Source organism: Saccharothrix violaceirubra (assembly GCF_014203755.1).
Taxonomy (GTDB): domain Bacteria; phylum Actinomycetota; class Actinomycetes; order Mycobacteriales; family Pseudonocardiaceae; genus Actinosynnema; species Actinosynnema violaceirubrum.
The window spans coordinates 5,009,169-5,031,377 of the sequence record NZ_JACHJS010000001.1; the positions used below are offsets into that span (position 1 = coordinate 5,009,169).

General features: G+C 72.5%; 10 protein-coding genes. 1 reads left to right on the forward strand and 9 read right to left on the reverse strand.

Annotated features, from left to right (window positions below):
* Positions 1 to 26: 26 nt before the first annotated feature.
* Genes F4559_RS22900 through fabG form a run of 9 tightly spaced genes read right to left on the reverse strand, consistent with a single transcriptional unit; the run spans position 27 to position 20,622 of the window.
* Complete coding sequence (locus tag F4559_RS22900; RefSeq protein WP_184671856.1) at positions 27 to 2,816, reverse strand: amino acid adenylation domain-containing protein; 2,790 nt, start codon at positions 2,814 to 2,816, stop codon at positions 27 to 29.
* The gene (locus tag F4559_RS22905) at positions 2,816 to 11,275 is read right to left on the reverse strand and encodes a non-ribosomal peptide synthetase (RefSeq protein WP_184671858.1); all 8,460 of its coding nucleotides are present in this window, start codon (positions 11,273 to 11,275) and stop codon (positions 2,816 to 2,818) included. The genes F4559_RS22900 and F4559_RS22905 overlap by 1 nt, the downstream gene beginning before the upstream one ends.
* Positions 11,272 to 16,266: a non-ribosomal peptide synthetase gene (locus tag F4559_RS22910; RefSeq protein WP_184671861.1), complete on the reverse strand. Its 4,995-nt coding sequence runs from the start codon at positions 16,264 to 16,266 to the stop codon at positions 11,272 to 11,274. The genes F4559_RS22905 and F4559_RS22910 overlap by 4 nt, the downstream gene beginning before the upstream one ends.
* Before the next feature lie 36 nt (positions 16,267 to 16,302).
* The gene (locus F4559_RS22915; RefSeq protein ID WP_184671871.1) at positions 16,303 to 16,506 is read right to left on the reverse strand and encodes an MbtH family protein; all 204 of its coding nucleotides are present in this window, start codon (positions 16,504 to 16,506) and stop codon (positions 16,303 to 16,305) included.
* 11 nt (positions 16,507 to 16,517) lie between these two features.
* Positions 16,518 to 17,516 carry a 2,3-diaminopropionate biosynthesis protein SbnB gene (gene sbnB / locus F4559_RS22920; protein WP_184671873.1) on the reverse strand — a complete coding sequence of 333 codons (999 nt, stop codon included), beginning with the start codon at positions 17,514 to 17,516 and terminating at the stop codon, positions 16,518 to 16,520.
* Positions 17,510 to 18,595 carry a 2,3-diaminopropionate biosynthesis protein SbnA gene (gene sbnA / locus F4559_RS22925; protein ID WP_184671875.1) on the reverse strand — a complete coding sequence of 362 codons (1,086 nt, stop codon included), beginning with the start codon at positions 18,593 to 18,595 and terminating at the stop codon, positions 17,510 to 17,512. Before sbnA ends, sbnB begins: the two co-directional genes overlap by 7 nt.
* On the reverse strand, positions 18,592 to 18,846 hold the full coding sequence (locus tag F4559_RS22930; RefSeq protein WP_184671877.1) for an acyl carrier protein: 255 nt from the start codon (positions 18,844 to 18,846) through the stop codon (positions 18,592 to 18,594). Before F4559_RS22930 ends, sbnA begins: the two co-directional genes overlap by 4 nt.
* Before the next feature lie 32 nt (positions 18,847 to 18,878).
* Positions 18,879 to 19,829, reverse strand: a complete 951-nt coding sequence (locus F4559_RS22935) for a beta-ketoacyl-ACP synthase 3 (protein WP_184671879.1) — start codon at positions 19,827 to 19,829, stop codon at positions 18,879 to 18,881.
* Between the two features lie 40 nt (positions 19,830 to 19,869).
* A complete protein-coding gene (fabG, locus tag F4559_RS22940; protein ID WP_184671881.1) occupies positions 19,870 to 20,622 on the reverse strand; it encodes a 3-oxoacyl-ACP reductase FabG in 753 nt (250 codons plus the stop codon).
* Between the two features lie 203 nt (positions 20,623 to 20,825).
* Between fabG and F4559_RS22945 the strand changes: the two genes are divergently transcribed.
* Positions 20,826 to 22,202 carry a condensation domain-containing protein gene (locus F4559_RS22945; RefSeq protein ID WP_184671883.1) on the forward strand — a complete coding sequence of 459 codons (1,377 nt, stop codon included), beginning with the start codon at positions 20,826 to 20,828 and terminating at the stop codon, positions 22,200 to 22,202.
* Positions 22,203 to 22,209 lie beyond the last annotated feature (7 nt).

Below are 22,209 nucleotides of genomic sequence, written 5' to 3' on the forward strand. Positions count from 1 at the left end.
TCCTGCCCCATGCGGTTCGGTGGTGGTCAGTAGGCGTGCGCGGCGGACAGTCCGGTACCCAGGTCGCCGACCAGGCGGTCGGCGTGCGCGGCGACGAACTTGTGCGCCTCGCGGCCGTTGTCGGAGTTGGTCAGGACGACGAGTCCGGTGCCCGCCGTGATCCCGGTGAGGGTCACGGCCCGGTAGCCGGGGGATTCGCCGATGTGGCCGAACTCCAGGTCGGCGCCGGTCGGGTCCACCGACGTGCCGAGGCCGAACAGGCTGCCCTCGTGCGCGACGGTGAGCATCCGCTCGGCGATCGCCCGCGTCAGGACCCGCGGGGACCGGCCCAGGTACGCGGACCGGATCTCGGCCGCCACCCGGGCCACGTCGGACGCCGTGGTCCACAGCCCGCCGCACGCGGCCGTCGACCGGTTGCGCCAGCCGCCGTCGAGCACGACGCCGTGCTCGTCGTGGCCGAGCGCGACCGGCCGGCCGGACGTGAGCGGGTGGTCGACGGCGTAGCCGCTGTCGTCCATGCCCAGCGGGTCGAGCACCAGCGTGCGCATCGCCTCCGGGAACGGCTGCCCGGTGACGTCGACGACGAGCTGCTGGAGGACCGCGTAGTGCGTGTTGTGCTTGACGAACTCGGTGCCGGGCGGGCTGACCACGTGCACCCGCGGCGGGTCGGCGGGCGGCTCGCCCTGGAGCAGGTCCAGCACGGTCGGCATGGCCGCGTCGCGGTGGTACTGCTCGTTGGACGTCTCCGACAACCCGGACAGGTTGGCCATCAGCAGCGCGGCCGTGATCGGTTCGGCGTCGGGCGGGTACGGGACCTGCCACGACGTCAGGTACTCGTTCACGTCGGTGTCGATGTCGATCCGGCCCTGGGAGGCCAGCGCCAGCACGGCCACCGCGGTGACGTGCTTGCTGATCGAGCCGACCTGGAACAGCGTGTCCGGGGTGGTCGGCCCGCCGCCGGGGGTCAGCTCGCCGTAGCCGAACGCGGAGACGACCTCGCCGTCGGCGACCACCGCGATGGACACGGCGGGCACGTGGTGCTCGGCCATCATCCCCAGCGGGGACGGGAAACCCTCCTCCGCCGACGAGGACGAGTCGCCGTCGAGCATCCGGCCCAGGTTGGCGATGGTGTCGTGCCGGTACAGCGTGGCCAACGACAGCTCCACCCCCTCCTCCTTCGCCACGGCCAGGAACCGGACCACGCGCAGCGAATCGCCGCCCAGGTCGAAGAACCTGTCGTCCCGTCCCACCTGCTCGACCCCCAGGACCCGACTCCACATCGCCGCCAACCGGCGCTCGGTGTCGGTCGCCGGCGGCTGGTAGGGCTTGCTCGCCCCCAACGCGGTCCGGTCGGGGGCGGGCAGCGCCTTGCGGTCAACCTTGCCGGCCGCGCTCAGCGGAAACGCCGTCATGGTCACGAATGCCGCCGGGATCATGTACTCGGGCAGCGACTGGGCCAGGTGCGCGGCCAACTCGGCCGGTTCGGCGGACGCGCCGGGCGCCGGGATGGTGTAGGCGACCAGCGAGTGGCCGCCCTCCTCGTCGCCCCGCGCGACCACGACGGCGTCGGCCACGGCCGGGTGCGCGACCAGACCGGCCTCGATCTCGCCGAGTTCGATCCGGTGGCCGCGCACCTTGACCTGGTGGTCGGCCCGGCCGAGGAAGTCGACCGAGCCGTCCCGGGTGAACCGGGCCAGGTCGCCCGTGCGGTACATGCGCGAACCGGGGTTACCGCCGAACGGTTCGGGGACGAACCGGTCGGCGGTGAGGTCGGGTCGGTTCGCGTAACCGCGGGCGACGCCGTCGCCGGCGATGTACAGCTCGCCGGTGACGCCTACGGGCACCCGCCGGTACTTCGCGTCGAGCACGTACAGGCGGGTGTTGGGGATGGGCCGGCCGACCAGCACGCGGTCGACCGCCTCGGGCACGTCCCAGCTCGTCGACCACACCGTGGTCTCGGTCGGGCCGTACACGTTGACCAGGCGCGCGACCAACGGCCGCAACCGGGTCGCGAGCGTCTCGGGCAGCGCCTCGCCGCCGACCAGGGCGACGACGTGCGGCGGCGGGAAACCCGCCGCCAGCACCAGCTTCCAGCCCGACGGCGTGGCCTGGACGTGGCTCACGGCGTGCTTGTCGACGAGCTTGAGCAGCTCGCCGCCGTCGGCCGCCTGGGTGTCGCCCGCGAGCACGATCCGCCCGCCGGTGATCAGCGGGAGGTACAGCTCCAGGGCGGAGATGTCGAAGGACACGGCGGTCGAGGCGAGCCACGCGTGCTCGGGCCGCGAGCCGACCAGCCGTTCCATGGACTTGAGCAGGTTGATCAGGGCGCCGTGGGAGATCTGCACGCCCTTGGGCTCGCCGGTGGACCCGGACGTGAACATCACGTACGCCAGGTCCAGGCCGTCGCCGGGCACGGTGTCCGCCGGGGCGGCGCCCGCGACGTCGGCCGCGGGCACCACCGTGCCGGAGAACACCTCGGCCACGCGCTCGGCCGCGTCGGTGACGATCACCTTCGCGTCCGCCGTGGCGAGCACCTTGGCGATGCGGGCGGGCGGGGTGGCGGCGGTGAGCGGCACGTACGTGGCGCCCGCCTTCCACACGCCCAGCATCGCGGCGGGCAGGTCGGCGCCCCGGTCGAGCAGCAGCCCGACCGCGTCGCCGCGCCGGACCCCGTTGGCCCGCAACAGGCCCGCGTACCGCGCCGCGAGGTCGTCGAGTTCGCGGTAGGTCCGCTCGACGCCGTCGACCACCAGCGCCACCGCGTCGGGTGCGGCCAGTACCTGCCGCTCGACCAGGTCGAGCACTCTGCGCGTCATCACCACTCCACCGCCGTGTCGTTCCAGTCGGGCACGTCGTCGGCGGCGAGTTCGGCGGTCGCGTCGCCGTCCGGGTCGGCGGCCATGGCTTCGAGCACCCGCCGGTAGAGGTCGGCGAGCCACCGGCCGTGCTCGGGCGCGACGTAGGACGGGTCCACGGTCAGCGCCAGATGGCCGGGCACCGTCGACACCGCCAGCGGGAACTCGTTCGCGCCCTCGCCCGCGCCCTCGCCGACGCCGATGCCGCCCTGGCCGCTCTGCCCGTCCAGGTCGGTCTCGGCCGCGTCGAAGTCGCGGTAGCTGAACATGACGTCCAGCAGCCGGCCCGGTCCCGCCAGGGCGGCGATCGCGGGCATCGGCAGCGTGCGGTGCGGCCACAGCGCGGTCTCGGTCTCGAACACGCCCGAGACCAGCTCGCGCCACGTCGTGGCCCGGCCCTCGAACGCGATCGGCACGGTGTTCAGGTACATGCCGGGCACGCGTTCGACGCCCTCGACCGCCGGTCGCGAGTCGGAGACCAGACCGCTGTGGAAGCCGCCGTCGGCGCCGAGCCGGGACAACACCGCCAGGTGCGCGCCGAGCAGCACGCTCTTGAACGGCGCACCGGCGGCGGCACCGAGCCGCTCCAGGTCCGTCCGCAGGTCGGCGAACGCCACCGGCAGGATGTAGGACGCGCCGGGTGCGCCGGCCCACGCCTCGGGGAGGGTGAACTTCGGCAGGCCGGTGACGACCGACGTCCAGTACTCGGCGGTCTCCTCCGACGCCAACGACTTCTGCTCGGCGGCGATGAAGTCGGCGTAGCGGACGGCGGGCAGGGCGGGCAGGCCCGCGTCGCCGCCGTCGCGCTCGGCCCGGTACAGGGCCAGGAGTTCGCCGACGACCAGGCGCTGGCTCCAGCCCTCGGTGATCGCGTGGCACACGGTCACCGACAGCCACCAGCCGTCGTCGCCGTCGACGTGCACGGTGATCCGCTCCAGCGGGGCGGTGCGCAGGTCGAACAGCGTGGCCCGCTCGTGCGCGACGAACTCGCGCATGGCGTTCTCCTTGCCCGCCTGGTCCAGGTCGCGCAGGTCGCGCGCCGAGACCGACAGCTCGGCGTGCTCGTGCACGAGCTGGAGCGGGGTGGAGTAGTCCTCCAGGTGGATCGCCGAGCGCAGGACCTCGTGCCGGGCCACCAGCTTCGCCGCCGCGCGGCGCAACGCGTCCACGTCGAACGGCGTGGTGTCGTTGACCCGGAACGACTGGCAGTTGTGGTACCGGTTCACGGTCGGGTCGGAGAGCATCTCCACGACCATGCCCAGCTGCACGCGCGACAGCGGGTACGCGTCGGCCAGGCCGCCGGGCAGCGCCGCCCGGTCCTCCGCCGACAGCAACGCGAACGGCTCGACGAGCCGCTCCCCCGGCACGGTCTCGGCGGACTCGCCCGAGATCGCCTCGGCCAGCTCGGCGATGGTCCGGTGCCGGAACACGTCCTGCACGCCGACCGTGATGCCCGCCGCGCGCAACGCGCCGACCACCGCGACCGCACGGATCGAATGCCCGCCCACCGCGAAGAAGTCGTCGTGCACACCGACCGACGGCAGCTCCAGGACCTTCCGCCACACCTCGGCGATCTGGGTCTCCAGCGCGGTGCGCGGACCGCCCACGGCCGGCGCACCCGAGATGGCCTCGGCCAGCTCGGCGATGGTCCGGTTGCGGAACACGTCCTGCACACCGACCTCGACACCCGCCGCGCGCAACGCGCCCACGACGGCCACCGCACGGATCGAGTGCCCACCGACGGCGAAGAAGTCGTCGTGGATGCCGACCGACGGCAGGTCCAGGACCTTGCGCCACACCTCGGCGATCTGCGCTTCGAGCGGCGTGCGCGGTCCACCGACCGCCGGAACGCCCGAGATCGCCTCGGCCAGCTCCGCGATCGTCCGGTGCCGGAACACGTCCTGCACACCGACCTCGACACCGGCCGCGCGCAACGCGCCGACCACCGCGACCGCACGGATCGAATGCCCGCCGACCGCGAAGAAGTCGTCGTGCACACCGACCGACGGCAGGTCGAGGACCCTGCACCACACCTCGGCGATCTGGGTCTCCAGCGGGGTGCGCGGCGCGTCCTCCTGCACGGGCACGCCGGAGATGGCCTCGGCCAGCTCGGCGATCGTGCGGTTGCGGAACACCTCCTGCACACCGACCTCGACACCGGCCGCGCGCAACGCGCCCACGACCGCCACCGCGCGGATCGAGTGGCCGCCGACCGCGAAGAAGTCGTCGTGGACGCCCACGGACGACCGCTCCAGGACCTTGCACCACACCTCGGCGATCTGCCGCTCCAGTGCCGTGCGCGGTTCGGACGAGCGGACCTCGGCCGCCGCCTCCTCGACCGACGGCAGCGCGCGCCGGTCGATCTTCCCGTTGGCGTTCAACGGGATCGCGGTCAGCCGCACGACCGCGGCGGGCACCATGTACTCGGGCACGCGGGTGGCGCAGAAGCGACGCAGCTCCTCACCATCCACATCGGACACGACGTAGCCGAGCAGGCGGACGTCGTTGCCGGTGCCGTCGGCGATCACAGCCGCGTCGGACACCGAGGGGTGGTCCAGCAGCACGTTGCGGACCTCGCCGGGCTCGACCCGGTAGCCGCGGATCTTGACCTGGTCGTCGACGCGGCCGAGGAACTCGACCGTGCCGTCGGCCGCGCGGCGCACCCGGTCGCCGGACTTGTAGAGGCGGCCCGGCCCGAACGGGTTGGGCAGGAAGCGCTCGGCGGTCATCGCGGGCTGACCCGCGTAGCCGCGCGCCACACCCGTGCCGCCGACGTACAGCTCGCCGACCACGCCGATCGGAACCGGGTGCATGCGGGCGTCGAGCACGTACATCGTCAGACCCGGCAGCGGCTTGCCGATCGGCAGCACGTCGACGGTCGGCGTGCCGTGGATCGGGTGGATGCTCGTGCCGACCGACGCCTCGGTCGGACCGTACTCGTTGATCAGCCGGCAGTCCGGCGACAGCTCCTGCCAGCGCCGCACGGTCGTGCGGGTCAGCGGCTCACCGGCGACGACGAGCACGTCGGCGAGGTGCGTGCCGGCCGGGACCTGCGACGCGATCACGTCGAGGTGGCCGGGCGTGAGCTTGATGAACCCGAACGGTCCGGCTTCCAGCAGCAGCGCGCCCAGGTCGGCCAGGTCGAGGTCCTGCGGCAGGAACGCGACCCGGTGGCCGGTGACCAGCGGCGCGTACAGGTTGGGCACCACGAGGTCGAACGCGACCGAGGAGAACACCGGAGCGCCGCCCTCGCCGGCCAGCTCGTCCGCCGCCCAGCGGACGTGGTTGGCCAGGCCCCGGTGGCTGATCTGCACACCCTTGGGGCGGCCGGTCGAGCCCGACGTGAAGATCACGTAGGCGAGGTTCTCCTCGTCCACGGCCACGTCCGGCTTGGTGTCCGGCCGGTCGGCGAAGGCCTCGCGGTCCAGCAGCACGGTCGGCACGCCGGGCACGGTGTGCTTGGACTCGGTCACGGCCACGACCGCGCCCGAGTCCGTGACGACGGCCTCGACGCGCTCCACCGGGTAGCTCGGGTCGAGCGGCACATAGGCACCGCCCGCCTTCCACGTGGCCAGCAGCGCGGTCATCAGGGCCGGGCCGCGGTCGACGAGCACCGCGACGACCGACTCCGTGCCGACGCCCTGGTCGCGCAGGTGGTGGGCCAGCCGGTTCGCGGCCCGGTCCAGCTCGGCGTAGGTCGTGCTCTCGCCCTTGTAGGTGATCGCGACGGCGTCCGGCGTGCGGGCGGCCTGCGCCTCGAACCCGTCGAGCACCGAGCCCGCGAAACCCTCGACGACCACGTCCGGCTGCGCGAGCACGGACCGCCGCTCGGCCTCGGGCAGCGGCACGACCCTCGGGTCGCCCTGCGGGTCGGCGGCCATGGCCGTGAAGACCTCGCGGTACAGCGCGCCGATCCGCTCGACGTTCGCGCGGTCGAAGTGCGCGCTGTTGGCCATGAGGAACACGTGGCCCAGGCGGGCGAGCACGGCGAGCGGGAACTCGGTCGGGCTGTCGTCGATGCTGGCCGCGTAGTCCACGAGTTCGCGGTCGACCATGGTGAAGTCGTGGAAGCTGAACCGGACGTCGAGCAGCCGCTCGCCGCCGCCCAGCTCCTGCTGGATCACCGGCATCGGGAACCGGCGGTGCGGCCACACCTCGGCCTCCTGCGCGAACACCGCGCCGACCAGGTCGCGCCACGTGCGGGCGGTCCGGTCGTGGTGGAACGGCAGGCTGTTGAGGAACATGCCGTACACGCGCTCGGCGCCGAGCACCTCGGGCCGGCCGTGCAGGACCAGGCCGCTCAGGAAGCTCTCCTGCTCGGTGAGCCTGCTCAGCACGGTGAAGTGCGCGGCGAGCACGACGCTCTTGAGCGACGCGCCCGCGCTCGCGGCCAGGTCGCGCAGCTTCGGCTCCAGGTCCACGAACGGCACCGCGTGCGTGACCGTGTGCGGCTCGACCGAGGGGTCGCCCCAGCCGGTCGGCACGGCGAACCGGGGGTAGGTGTCGACCACCGAACCCCAGTAGGCGCGGTCGTCGGGCGAGTCCAGCGACGCCAGCTCGGCGGCGATGAAGTCCGCGTAGCGCAGGTCGGGCACCTCGACGGCGGCCGGTGCGCCCGTGTCGCGGATCTGCCGGTAGCAGTCGAGGACGTCCATCAGCAGCGTGTGGTGCGTCCAGCCCTCGATCACCGCGTGGCACTCGGTGATGGTGAACCACCAGACGTTCCCGTCGGCCTCGTGCGCGCCGATCCGGACCAGCGACTTCTCGGCCAGGTCGAACGGGTTCGCGCGCTCGTGCGCCACGAACTCGCGCACGGCCGCGTCCACGCCCTCGTCGTCCAGGCCGCGCACGTCGAAGTGCTCGACGCCCATGGCGGCGTCCTCGTGCACGATCTGCATGGGTACCGAGTAGCCGTCGATGTCGATGCTCGTGCGCAACACCTGGTGCCGCGAGGAGATCACGCGGGCGGCCTCGCGCAGTGCGTCGGCGTCGAACGGCGCGTCGTCGCGGACCCGGAACGACGTGGCGTTGTGGTACGCCGCGCGCTCGCCCGAGGTCAGCATCTCCACGACCATGCCGGTCTGGATCTTCGACAGCGGGTAGGCGTCCACGACACCCTCGGGCAGGCGTGCCCGGTCGGTGTCGGAGATCAGCTCGAACGGCTGGACGCGGCGGTCGAACACGCGCTCCTCGCGGGTGTCGACCAGCGCGGACAGCGCCGCGACCGAGCGGTTCTCGAACACGTCGCGCACGGCGACGTCGACACCGGCGGCACGCAGCCGGCCGACGAGCGCCACGGCGGTCATCGAGTTGCCGCCCAGGTCGAAGAAGCTGTCGCCGGCACCGACGCGGTCGATGTTCAGCAGGTCGCCGAACAGGCTCGCGATGCGCTCCTGGGTCGGCCCCTCCGGCGGCAGGTACGCGGCCTTGGCCAGCGCGTCGTCGGTCGGCGCGGGCAGCGCGCGCTTGTCCAGCTTGCCGTTGTTGGTCAACGGCAGGCGTTCGAGCACCACGATCGCGGCGGGCACCATGTACTCGGGCAGCCGGGCACCGATGAACTCGCGCACCTCGCGGGGCGACGGCTGCGCACCGGCCTCGGGCACGACGTAGCCGACGATCCGGCGGTCGCCCGGCACGTCCTCGCGCAGCAGCACGGCACCGTCGAGCACACCGGGGGACGAGGTCAGCACGGCCTCGATCTCGCCCAGCTCGATCCGGAAACCGCGCACCTTGACCTGGTCGTCGATGCGGCCCAGGAACTCCAGGCTGCCGTCCGGGTTGCGCCGCGCGAGGTCGCCGCTGCGGTACAGCCGCTGCCCGGCCACGAACGGGTCCGGTACGAACCGCTCGGCGGTCAACGCCGGGCGGTTGAGGTAACCGGAGGCCACACCCGGACCGCCGACGTGGATCTCGCCCGGGACGCCGACCGGCACGAGGTTGCCGTTCGGGTCGTACAGGTGCACGCGCAGGTCGGCCAGCGGCACGCCGACCGGGTTGCGCCAGCCGTCGGCCACGTCGGCGGCCGTGACCTCGTAGTACGTGGTGTGCACGGTCGTCTCGGTGATGCCGTACATGTTGAGCAGCTTGGGCCCGGCGGTGCCGAAGCGGTCGACCCACGGCCGCAGCTCGCCCATCTCCAGCTTCTCGCCCGCGAAGACCACGGCGCGCAGGCGCAGCGCGTCCAGGCGCGGGTCGTCCGCCTCGGCGAGGTTGACCAGGCCCTTGAACGCCGACGGCGTCTGGTTGAGCACCGTGACGTCGTGCTCCAGCAACAGGTCCAGGAAGTCCTCGGGCGAACGCGTGACCGACTGCGGCACGACGACGAGCTTGCCGCCGTAGAGCAACGCGCCCCACATCTCCCACACGGACACGTCGAACGCGTAGGAGTGGAACAGCGGCCACACGTCGTCCGGGCTGAACGCGTAGTGCCGGTGGCCCGCGTAGAGCAGGCGGGCCACGTTGCGGTGCGTCAAGCACACGCCCTTGGGGCGGCCGGTGGAGCCCGACGTGTAGATCACGTAGATCGGGTCGTCGGCGCCGGTCCCGAGGTCCACATCGGACTCTTCGTGCGCCGCGATCGCCGGGTCGCCGTGCACGACGCGCGTGCCCTCGGAGAACTCCGCGACGACGTCCCGGGTGGCGGCGTCGGTGATCACGACGGTCGTGCCCGCGTCCTCGACCATGAACCGCAGCCGGTCCACCGGCACGGCCGGGTCCAGCGGCAGGTACGCGGCACCGGCCTTGAGCACGCCCAGGATCGACACCAGCACGTCCGCCGAGCGCGGCAGGCAGATGCCCACCAGCGACCCCGGCGTGACGCCGACGGAGACCAGGTGGCGGGCCAGCCGGTTCGCGCGGGCGTTCAGCTCGCCGTACGACAGCACCTCGTCGCCGAACACCACGGCGGGCGAGGTCGGCGCCGCGGCGGCACGGGCCGCGAACAGCGCGTGCACGCCCTGGTCGACGGTGAACGAGAGGTCGACCTCGGAGCGCACGAGCAGGTCGCGCTCGGCCGCGTCGACGAACTCCAGCTCGGACACGCGCGACTCGGACGCGGCGATCACCGCGTCCAGCAGGCCGAGGTAGTGGCCGGCGAGCCGCTCCACGGTCGTCCGGTCGAACAGCGCGGTCGCGTACTCCAGCTCCAGGCGCAGCGCGCCGTCGCGGCTCTGCTTGACCAGGGCGGTCAGGTCGAACCGGGACACCTGCGAGGGCAGGTCGAGCGGCGAGACCTCCAGGCCCGGCAGCGCGAACAGGTCGTCCTGCGCCTCGTGCAGCGTGAACGCCACCTGGAACAGCGGCGTGCGGGACATGTCGCGCTGCGGCTGGAGTTCGTCGACCAGGCGGGCGAACGGCACCTCCTGGTGGTCGAACGCCTCGTAGACGGCGGTCCGCGTGTCGCCGAGCAGCTCGGCGAACGTGGTCGCGGGCGTCCAGCGGGTGCGCACGACCAGGCTGTTGATGCCGTAGCCGATCAGGCGCTGGAGTTCGGGCCGGGTGCGGCCGGACACCATCGTGCCGACCGCGACGTCCGTGCGACCGGTGTAGCGGGAGAGCAGGGCCTGGAACGCCGACAGCAGCACCACGAACTCGGTGACGCCGTAGCGCTTGGCCAGCTCGCGCACGCCCTGGGCGGTCGCCTCGGGCACGGACTGCCCGTGCACGGCGCCGCGCCAGTCCCGCGCCGCCGGGCGCTGCCGGTCGGTCGGCAGGTCCAGCGGTTCGAGGTCGACGAGCTGCTTGCCCCAGTAGTCGAGGTGGCGGCGGTGCGCGACCTCGGACCGTTCCCGCTCCCACGACGCGTAGTCGGCGAACTGCACGGCCGGGGGCGCCACCGCGGGCGGCAGCTTCTCCACCGCCGCGCCGTAGCCCTCGCGTAGTTCGTCCGCGAACACGCCGAACGACCAGGCGTCCCACGCGATGTGGTGGAACACGGCCACGAACACGTGCGAGTCGTCCGCCACGCGGATCAGCTCGGCCCGGACCGGCCACTCGCGCTCCAGGTCGAACCCGGTGCGGGCGGCGCGGTCCACGTGGTCGAGCACGGCGACGGGGTTGCCGTCCACGTCGTGCACGGGCAGGTCGATCACGCCGGGCTCGTCGACGACCTGCACGGCCTTGTCGTCGACCAGGGCGTAGCGGGTGCGCAGCACCTCGTGGCGGGACACGATCCCGGCCCACGCGGCACGCAGCGCGTCGACGTCCAGCGCGCCCTTGATCCGCAGGGCGACCGGGATCAGGTACTCGGCGCTGCCCGGGTCGAGCCGACCGAGGAACCACATCTGCTGCTGGCCGTAGGACAGCGGCAGGTCACCCGACCGGTCGGCACGCGGGATCACCGCCCGCTTGGCCGACCGGCCCTGTTCGAGGCGGCGACGCAGCAGTTCCGCGCGCCCGGCCTCGATCTCGCTCGTCGTCACGACGTGAACCCCTTGTCGTCCGCCGAGTGCGCGAGCACCTCGGCATCGGTCATGTGCTCGATCTCGGCGCGGATCGCGTCCTCGACGGCCTGCGCGAGCCGGGCCACGGTCGGGTGCTCGAACACCTGGCGCACGGTGAACTCCAGCGCGAACTCCTCGCCGATCAGCGAGGTGAGCCGCACCGCGAGGATCGAGTTGCCGCCGATCTCGAAGAAGCTGTCGCCGGCGCCCACGCGGTCGACGCCGAGCAGCTCGGAGATCAGGTCGGCGATGCGCTCCTCCACCACGCCGGCGGGGGCGACGAAGTCGACCCTGGCCAGCGCGTCGTCGGTGGGTGCGGGCAGTGCGCGCTTGTCCAGCTTGCCGTTGTTGGTCAGCGGCAGGCGTTCGAGCACGACGAGCGCGGCGGGCACCATGTAGTCCGGCAGTCGGACGCCGACGAAGTCGCGCAGTTCGCGCGGCGACACGTCCGCACCCGCGGCGGGCACGACGTAGCCGACGATCCGGCGGTCGCCGGGCGTGTCCTCGCGCAGCACGACGGCCGCGTCGCGCACGCCGGGCGCGTCGGCGAGGACGGCCTCGATCTCGCCCAGCTCGATCCGGAAGCCCCGGATCTTGATCTGGTCGTCGATGCGGCCCAGGAACTCCAGGCTGCCGTCCGGGTTGCGCCGGGCCAGGTCACCGCTGCGGTACAGCCGCTGACCGGGCGCGTACGGGTCGGGCACGAACTTCTCGGCGGTGAGCGCCGGGCGGTTCAGGTACCCGTCGGCCACGCCGGGGCCGCCGACGTGGATCTCGCCGGGGACACCGACCGGCACCAGGCGGCCGTGCCGGTCGTACAGGTGCACGCTCAGGTCCGCGAGCGGCACGCCGACCGGGTTGAGCCAGCCGTTCTCGACGTCCTCGCGCGTCACCTCGTAGTACGTGGTGTGCACGGTCGTCTCGGTGATGCCGTACATGTTGACCAGCTTGGGCGCGGAGGTGCCGAACAGCTCGACCCACGGCCGCAGCTCGCCCATCTCCAGCTTCTCGCCGCCGAACGTGACGGCGCGCAGCCTGAGGTCCCGCAGGCGCGGGTCCCCGGCGGCGGCCAGGTTGACCAGCCCCTTGAACGCCGACGGCGTCTGGTTGAGCACCGTGACGCCGTGCTCCACCAACAGGTCCAGGAACTCGTCCGGCGAGCGGGTGACCGACTGCGGCACGACGACGAGCTTGCCGCCGTAGAGCAGCGAGCCCCACATCTCCCACACGGACATGTCGAACGCGTAGGAGTGGAACAGCGTCCAGACGTCGTCCGGGCTGAACGCGTACTCGGCATGACAGGCGTGCATCAGACGCGCGACGTTGCGGTGCGTCAGGCGCACGCCCTTGGGCCGGCCCGTGGAACCGGACGTGTAGATCACGTAGATCGGGTCGTCGACGCCCGTTCCGTTGTCCACATCGGACGCGTCATGCGCGGCGATGGCGGCGGCCTGGCGCTCGTCGTCCAGGACGACCCGGACCCCGGTGAAGAAGTCCGTCGCCACGGCGGCGTGCGTGAGGACCACGGACACGTCCGCGTCCTCGACCATGAACTTCAGCCGCTCGTCGGGCACGGCCGGGTCGAGCGGCAGGTACGCGGCACCCGCCTTGAGCACGCCCAGGACCGACACGAGCAGGTCGTCGGTGCGCGGCTGGCAGATGCCCACCAGCGACCCCGGCGTGACGCCGACCGAGACCAGGTGGCGGGCCAGCCGGTTCGCGCGCTCGTTCAGCTCGCGGTACGACAGCACCTCGTCGCCGAACACCAGCGCGGTCGAGTGCGGGAACCGGGCGGCGGACTCGGCGAACACGGCGTGCAGGCCGCGGTCGACCGCGTAGCCGGGGTCCGCCGGCCGGGCCACGAGCAGCGCGTGCTCGGCCTCGTCGAGGAATTCCAAGGCGGACAGGCGCTTCCCGGCGTCGGCGGTGGCCGCCTCGACCAGGCCGAGGAAGTGCCCGACGAACCGCTCGACCGTGGACCGGTCGAACAGCGCCGCCGCGTACTCCAGGTAGCCGGTCACGCCGCCGTCGCCACGCCGCTGCATCAGCAGCGTGAGGTCGGTCTTGGCCACCCGCCACGCGTCGGCGAACTCGTCCACGTCGGACGCGTCGTCGGTGGTGCCGGTCAGCCCTTCCTCGTGGAAGTCGAACGACACCTGGTAGAGCGGCGTGCGGGACAGGTCGCGCGGCACGTCGAGCGCGTCCACGACCCGGTCGAACGGCGCGACCTGGTGGGCGAACGCGCCGCGTGCGGCGTCGCGGACGCGGACCAGCGCGTCGGCGAACGTCGGGTCGTCGCCCAGGTCGCCGCGCACGACGACCGAGTTGAGGAAGAACCCGACCAGGTCGGCCAGTTCGGGCCGGTCGCGACCGGCGACCGGGCTGCCGACCGCGATGTCGCCCTGGTCGGTGTAGCGGGCCAGCAGGACCATGTAGCAGGCGAGGAACGCCATGTAGGGCGTGGCGCCCTGACGGCGGCCGAGGTCGGCCAGGCGGTTCGCCAGCGCGGGCGGCACGTCGAACGCGACCATGCCGCCGCGCGCGTCGCGCTCGGCGGGCCGGGGCCGGTCCGTGGACAGCTCCAGCGGCCCCAGGCCCGCCAGGTTCGCCCGCCAGTACGCCAGGTCCCGCTCGACCTGCTCGCCGGTCACGTGCTCGTGCTGCCACAACGCGAAGTCCGCGTAGTGCAGGCCGACCGCGGGCAGGTCCGGCTCGCGGTCGCCCTGGTGCGCCGCGATCAGCTCGCGCAGCTCGCGTTCGAGCACCACGCTGGACCAGCCGTCGCACGCGATGTGGTGCACGGTCAGCAGCAGCAACGACTCGTCGTCGGAGACCGGCATGAGCAGCGCCCGCCACAGCGGGCCGCCGGCCAGGTCGAACCCGCGCGAGAGCTGGGCCCGGACCTGGTCGAGCCGGTGCGGCTCGTCGCCCTCGACCAGGGTCAGCTCGACCTTGCCGGGGTCGCCGATCCGCTGGGCCGGCACGCCCTGCTCGGACACGTAGGTCGTGCGCAGCACCTCGTGCCGGACCTCCAGCGCGTTGAGCGCGGCCCGGACGGTGTCCGACGGGATGTCGCGAGACACCCGCAGGAAGATCGGGGTGACCCACTCCAGGCTGCCCGGCCGGAGCTGGTCGAGGAACCAAAGCCTGCTCTGGCCGGTGGACAGCGGCAGCGTGCCGCCGGTGCGCGGCCGGGCCACGACCGGCGCGACCGAGCCGCCGGTCAGTTCGGCCTGCGCCCGCACGGTCGGCGAGGTGAACAGGTCGGACAGCCGCACGTCGGCACCGGTCTCCTCGCGCAGCCGGCCGGCCAGCCGGGCGAGCAGGATCGAGGTGCCGCCGAGCTGGAAGAAGTCGTCGTCCGCGCCGACGCGGTCCACGTCGAGCACGGCACGCCACGCCCGTGCCACGGCGGTCTGCGCGGCACCGACCGGTTCGACGTGCTCCGGTCGGGCGTCGGCGACCGCGAGGTCCGGGTCGGGCAGGGCGTTGCGGTCCACCTTGCCGCTCGCGGTCGTGGGCAGCGCGTCCAGCGCGACGAAGACCGTCGGCACGAGGGCCTCCGGCAGCCGTTCGCGCAGGAACGCGCGCAGTTCGTCGACCGGGATCTCCCGGTCGGCCACGAAGTAGCCGACGAGCCGCTTGGGCTCGGCGGTCACGGTGACGACGGCCGCGCGCACGTCCGGGTGGGCGTGCACGGCGGCCTCGACCTCGCCCGGCTCGACCCGGACGCCGTTGACCTTGACCTGGTGGTCGACGCGGCCCACGTAGTCGAACCCGCCGTCCGCGCGCGGCACGGCGATGTCGCCGGTGCGGTAGAGGCGGGCGCCGGGGCGGCCGTACGGGTCGGGCACGAAGCGCTCGGCCGTGAGGTCGGGTCGGCCGAGGTAGCCGCGGGCCAGGCCCAGGCCGCCGATGTGCAGCTCGCCCGGCACGCCGACCGGGACGGGTTCGCCGTGCGCGTCGAGCACGAGCGCGCGGCCGTTGTCGATCACCGAGCCGATCGGCACCGGCCCCTCGGTCTGGGCCGGGTCGAACCGCTGCGCGGTGATGTCGATCGAGCACTCGGTCGGGCCGTAGGTGTTCCACACCGTCGGCCGCGGCCCGGCCAGCGCCTTCTGGACCAGCTCGGCGTGCAGCGGCTCGCCCGCGGAGAACAGCAGTCGCAACGACCGGCACTCGCCCCAGCCCGGGTCGTCGACCAGCATGCGCAGGACCGTGGGCACGACCTGGAGCACGGTGACGCCGTGCTCGGCGATCGTGCGGGTGAGCAGCCCCGGGTCGCGTTCGGCTCCGGTCGGCGCCATCACGACCGTGCCGCCGGTGATCAGCGGAGCGAACACCTCCCAGCCCGCGGCGTCGAAGCTCATCGACGTCTTCTGCACGACCTTGTCCACTTCGGACAGTCCGTGCGTACGGGCGGTCCACGTGACCCGGTTCGCGATGCCGCCGTGGGTGACCACGACGCCCTTGGGCCGACCGGTCGAGCCGGACGTGTACGCGACGTACGCGGCCTGGGTCGAGGCGACCCGGACACCGGTGCCACCCGCCAGGCCCGCCCGCGTCGTCGCCTCGACGTCGAGCGGCTCGGCACCGGCCGCGCGCACCTTGTCCGGCGCGTCGGTCAGCACGAACCGCGTGCCCGCGTCCGCGATCGTCCACTCGATCCGCGAGACCGGGTGGCCGGGGTCCATCGGCAGGTAGGCCGCGCCCGCGCGCCACACGCCGAGCAGGGCCACCGCGAGGTCGATCCCGCGTTCGAGGCTGACGCCGACGACGTCCTCGGCACCGACGCCGCGCCCGCGCAGGGCCGCGGCCAGGCGGTCCGCCCGGTCGAGCAGGTCCCGGTACGACACCGACGCGGTGCCGGACACGACGGCGGTCGCGTCAGGCGTGCGCGCGACCTGCGCGGCTACGAGGTCGGGCAGCGGTCCGGTCAGCGGTCGCGCCGCGGAGTGGTTGGCACTCACTGGTTTCCTCACCTCCCCCAGAGGTCGTACTGGCTGTCAGGAACGGGCGTCGGCCATCCGCCGGCGCAGGCTCGCGGGCCGCATGTCGGTCCACACCTGCGCGATGTGGTCGAGGCACGCCTGCTTCTCGCCGCCGAAGCCCTCGGCGGTCCACCCGGCCGGCAGCTCGCGGTCGGCGGGCCAGATCGAGTACTGCTCCTCCTCGTTCACGACGACGAGGTAGCGCTCCTGCTCGCTCATGTCCTGCCCTCTCAGCTGGTGGTCCCGGGCAGGAAGCCCGCGACGGTGGTGCCCAGTCCGCGCGCGGCGGCCTCGGCGTTGACGAACTCGGCGACGGCCATGTCCAGGGCGCCGAGGCCGAACGGCGAGTAGACGAGCGGCCGGGTGGTGTCGCGGGTGAACGCCACGCGTCCGCGCAGCACCCCGCCGATCGGGCCGTCGACGAAGTCCCGGCCGCCGGTGTGCTGCTCGGCCAGGTGCAGCGAGGTGCGCTCGCGGCAGACGTGGTCGGCGTCGTCGACGATGTTCTGCGCGCCGAGGATGGTCTCCACGGTCAGGTCGCGCAGCGACACGTGCAGGACCGTCGCGCCCGGCCGGGCCTTCGACAGGTCCATGTGGGGCGTGCCGGCGGTGGTGGCCAGCGACAACGCGTCGTGCGCGCCGACCGCGTCGTCCAGGTCGGTCGCGATGGCGACCTTCAGCGTCGGCGACAGCTCGCGGGCCTTGGCGGCGAACGCCTCGGCACGCGCGGGCGACAGGTCGAACAGGGTGATCTCGGCCAGCGTCGGCACCGCGACCAGGAGGAACCGCAGCACCTCGAGGTTGATCGGACCGCAGCCGACGAAACCGGCGCCGGACAGGCCCGCCGGACCGAACTCGCGCGCGGCGAGCGCGGCGCTGGCGGCCGTGCGCTTCGCGGAGATCAGCGACGACTCCAGCAGCGCGATCGGCCGACCGGTGTCCAGCTCGTTGAGCACGATCACCGAACTGGCCCGCTCCAGCCCCTTCTCCAGGTTGCCCGGGAAGGACGCGATCCACTTCATGCCCGCCGACGGCCGGTCGCCGCCCAGGAACGCGGGCAGGCCGATGATCCGGTTGCGGTCGTCGTCGGGGAAGCGCAGGAACGTGGAGTGCGGCACCGCCGAGCGACCCTCGTCGTGCAGCCGGTAGGCCGCGGCGACCAGCTCGATCAGCTCGGCCTCGCGGTCGCGCAGGACCCCCGCGACCTCGTCGTGCGTCAGGATCAGCAAGGGTTGGTCACCGCTTCGGCCAGGCCGGGCACGGCGCCGAAGCGCTCGGTCACCCAGGAGTCGGAGTAGACGGTCTCCAGGTACCGGTCACCGGTGTCCGGGAAGACCAGGGCGACGTGCGCACCGGCCGGGATGCGGTCGGCGAAGTGCTCCAGCGCGGCCACCGTGGCGCCGGACGAACCGCCGGCCAGGATCGCCTCGGTCGTGGCGATGCGCCGGCACGCGGCCACGCAGTCCAGGTCGGACACGTGGATCACGTGGTCGGCGGCGCCGTCCTGGTAGAGGGCGGGCCGCACGGACGCGCCGTGCCCCGGGATCAGCCGGGGCGAGGGGCGCTGGCCGTCGAAGATCACGCTGCCGATGGCGTCGACGCCGATGATCTCGGTGTTGAGGCCGTAGTTCTTGATGTAGCGCGAGCAGCCCAGCAGCGTGCCGAACGAGCCGACCGAGCAGAACAGGTAGTCGACGCGGCCGTTCATGGCGTTGGCGATCTCGTGCATGGTCTGCTCGTGCGCGGCCGGGTTGCGCGGGTTGGCGTACTGGTTGGGCCAGTACGCGTGCGGAATCTCCGCCAGCAGCTCGCGCACGCGGGCGAGGCGACGCGGCAGGAACTCGCCGGTCGCCGGGTCGCGCTCGGTGACGACCTCGACCTCGGCGCCGTACGCGCGCAGGATCGACAGCGTCTGGCGGTTGGTCTTGCCGTCGACCACGCACACGAAGCGCAGGCCGAAGTAGCCGCACACCTGCGCCATGCCGACCGCGAGGTTGCCCGAGCTGGACTCGACCACGGTCGAGCGGCCGGGCACCAGCTCACCCAGCTCGACCAGGTTGCCGAGCATGCTCAGCGCCGAGCGGTCCTTGATGCTGCCGCCGGGGTTGAACTGCTCCAGCTTCGCGAACACCCGGATGTCCAGGTGCGGCATGAGCCGGGTCAGCTCGACCAACGGGGTGTTGCCGACCGTGGAGAGCACCCCGCCGAACCGCGGACCGTCGTCCGCGTCGACCGAGGTCAGCCCCGGCAGGGACGCGACCCGTCCTAACGGGTCGCGTCCGCGCACGGTTGCCAGCAGTTCGGTCATCGCGCGACGCTGCCCGCGGTTTCGGCACTCTCGACGAACGCGACGAGGTCCCCGACGGTGGTCAGCTCGGCGAGCACCGAGTCGGGGATGGTCACGGAGAACTCGCGCTCCAACGCGACCACGAGGTCGACCCGGCTCAGCGAGTCGACGCCCATCTCCTCGAAGTTCGACGACAGGTCGATGTCGCCCTCGTACTCGGGGATCAGCTCCCGGATCACGGTGCTGATGGCGTTGACGATCTCCACGGACATGGCCGTGTTCCTCTCGGTTGGCGGAAGTGGTGTCAGCACATGCGGGCGACGAGGCCCGCGTGGCTCAGTCCCGAGCCGAAGCCGAGGAACAGCACGAGCTGTCCCGGTTCGGTCCGGCCGCTGTCGCGCAGTGCGGACAGCGCGAGCGGGATGGACGCCGACGACGTGTTGCCGGTCTCGCCGATGTCGTCGACGACCTTGTCCGCGGGCACCTTCAGCGCCCGCGAGATCGTGGTGATGATGCGCCGGTTGGCCTGGTGCGGCACGAACCAGTCGATGTCCGCGAGCGTCACGCCGAAGCGCTCGCACGCGGCGTGCGCGACGGCGGGCATCTCGCCGGTGGCCCAGCGGTAGACGATCGGGCCGTCCATGGTGGCGCGCAGGGCGCCGTCCTCGCGGGTGCGCGACTCGATCACGTCGTGACGCGACCCGTCGCTGCCCCAGACCGCCTGGCCGATGCCCTCGTGGTCGGCGCCGGTGACGACGACCGCGCCCGCGCCGTCGGCGAAGATCGCGTAGGTGTCGGGCAGCTCCGGCCCGATCATCGGGGACAGCTTGTCCGAGCCGACGAGCACCACGTTGCGCGCCTGGCCCGTGCGCACCGCCGCCGATGCCATGGACAGACCGAACGTGAAGCCGGCGCACACCGCGTTGAGGTCGAACGCGCCCGCGCCGCGCGCGCCGAGGCCGGTGGCGACCTGGGGCGCGCCCGCCGGGGCGAGCTGCTCACGGGTGGAGGTGGCGAGGATGACCAGGTCGATGTCGTCGGGCACCAGGTCGGCGGCCTTGACCGCGGCGATCGAGGCGGCCGTCGCCATCGAGACCACGGTCTCGTCGTCGCCGGCGTAGCGGCGCGCGCTGATGCCGGTGCGCTCGACGATCCACTGGGCGCTCACCGTGGTGGTGGCGGCCAGCTCGTCGTTGGACACTCTGCGGACCGGTCGGTAGGAGCCGACGCCCGCGATTCTGGAACCACGGTTCACCGGAGACCTCCACCGAAGACGGAAATACGCAATCTGCCGTTCACAGTCCGATACCGCCGTCCACCCGGAACACCTGGCCGGTGATGTAGGACGCCTGCTCGGAGGCCAGGAATGCGATCGTGTCCGCGACCTCGGCGGATTTGCCGAAACGGTTCAGCGGAACCCGCTGCAGATAGCCCTTGATCGTCTTCTCGTCGAGCCCGGCGGTCATGTCGGTGTCGATCAGGCCGGGTGCGACGACATTCGCCCTGATGCGGTAGCGGCCGACCTCCTTGGACAGGGCCTTCGTGAACCCGATCAGGCCGGCCTTGGACGCCGAGTAGTTGGTCTGCGTCGCATTGCCCTCGACACCGGCAATGGAAGACACCGTTATGATCGAGCCGCCGCGCAGACCGATCATCGGGCGCAGCGCCGCGCGGCACAGGTGGAACGCGCCGTCGAGGTTCGTGCGCAGGACGTCGTTCCAGTCGTCGGTCGTGAGCAGCGCGAGCGGCTTGTCCCGCACGACACCCGCGCACGAGACCAGCGCGCTGGGTACGCCCAGCTCCGCGACGGTGCGCTCGACGTACTCGTCGACCTGCGCCTTGTCCGCCACGTCGACCTGCTCGGCGATCACGCGACCGCCGTGCAGCCCGGCTTCCTTGATCGTCAGTTCGGCCGCCGACACGTCCCGGCGGTAGCAGAAGGCCACGTCGTAGCCCGCCTGCGCGAGTCGGACGACGACCGCCCGACCTATTCCCCGTGCTCCCCCGGACACCAGCGCGACCGGGCGCGCCAACCCATCGTTCGCCATGTAACGGCAACTCCTCCACAAGATTCCGATCTGCGGCGTGCGGGGCGGGGGCGGCCCGCCGGCACGGCAGCAGAGACCCAGGCACCGCAGAGCCTCACCCCGAATCCAATACTGGGCCCATATCGGCGGGCCGGGGTTCTATTTTTGGCCTCTATCGGAGAACTCCGGCCGGTTTAGCAGGTCGATCGGCTACCGTGGGAAAAATGTCGACGTCCCCGTTGTCGGTCGGCCAGGAAGCCCTGCGGTTCCTGCACGACCTCGCTCCCGACAGCGCCGCGTACAACGTGGCATTCGCATTCGGCATTCGCGACGAGATCGACCTCGACGCGTTGGCCGCGGCCGTCCGGCTCACCGCCCGGCGGCACGACATGCTGCGTTCGTCCTTCGACGATGCCAGAGGCCGTGTGGTGCACGACGACGTGGTGCGCCTGGACGTGCGCCGGGTCGACGACGAGGTGCTCACCGACCTGGTGTCGGCCGTGATCACCGAGCCGTTCCGGCTGCGCGAGGCACCGCTGATCCGGTTCGTGCTCCTGGTCGGGCCGAACGAGACCGTCTTCGTGATGGTGGCACACCACGCCGTGGTCGACGCAGGGTCGCAGACCGTGATTTTGCGGGATCTGTTCGCGTTCTACCGCTCCGGCGCGGATACCGAACTGCCCGAGCTGCCCGCGACCTTCGCCGATCATGTGCGCGCCGAGATCGCGGTGCTGGAGTCGCCGCGCCGGGCCGAGCTGGTGGCGTACTGGCGGCAGGCCGTGGCCGGCGCGCCGTTCACGCTCGACCTGCCCACCGACCGGCCGCGCCCGCCCGTGCAGCGCTACCGGGGTGCGGCGATGCTCACGCGCGTGCCCGACGACGTGGTGGCGGACCTGCGCGCGGCGGCACGCGGCGTGCGCGTGACGCCGTTCGTGTTCCTGGTGACCGCGTTCCAGTTGCTGCTGCACCGGTACAGCGGGCAGGACGACTTCCTGCTCGGGTGCGTGCTGTCCACGAAGGACCGCCGGATGGCGAACGTGGTCGGCAACTTCGCCAACCCGGTGCTGCTGCGGCCCCGCGTGGGCCGGGCGACGACGTTCCGCGAGCTGGCCGAGGAGACCTCGCGGCAGCTCCGGTACGCGACCGCGCACCGCGACCTGCCGTTCGCCCTGCTGCCGGCGGAACTGGGCGTGCCGCAGGACCGCAGCCGGTCCGCGTTGTTCCAGGTCGTCGTGAGCGCGTATCTGGCGGGGGGTGAGGACACTCTGCTGGATGAGCTGTTCCGGGGCAGCACCGATTTCGAGTACCAGGGCGTGCGCGTGGCGGCCACGACGATGCCGCCGCAGCAGACCGGGCAGTTCGACCTGACGCTGGAACTGCACATGAGTCGCGGGGCGGTGGGCACGGTGCTCAAGTACTCGACCGATCTGTTCGACGAGAGCACGATCCGCCGCATGGCCGGGCACTACCACGCGCTGCTGGCCTCGGCCGCCGCCGACCCGGACGGCGTCGCCGCCCGACTGTCCATGGTGGACGGTGCGGAGCGCGCGGAACTGATCGCGGCGAGCGCCGGCGCGACCGGCGAGCCGCTGGACTGGTGAGGGGAAC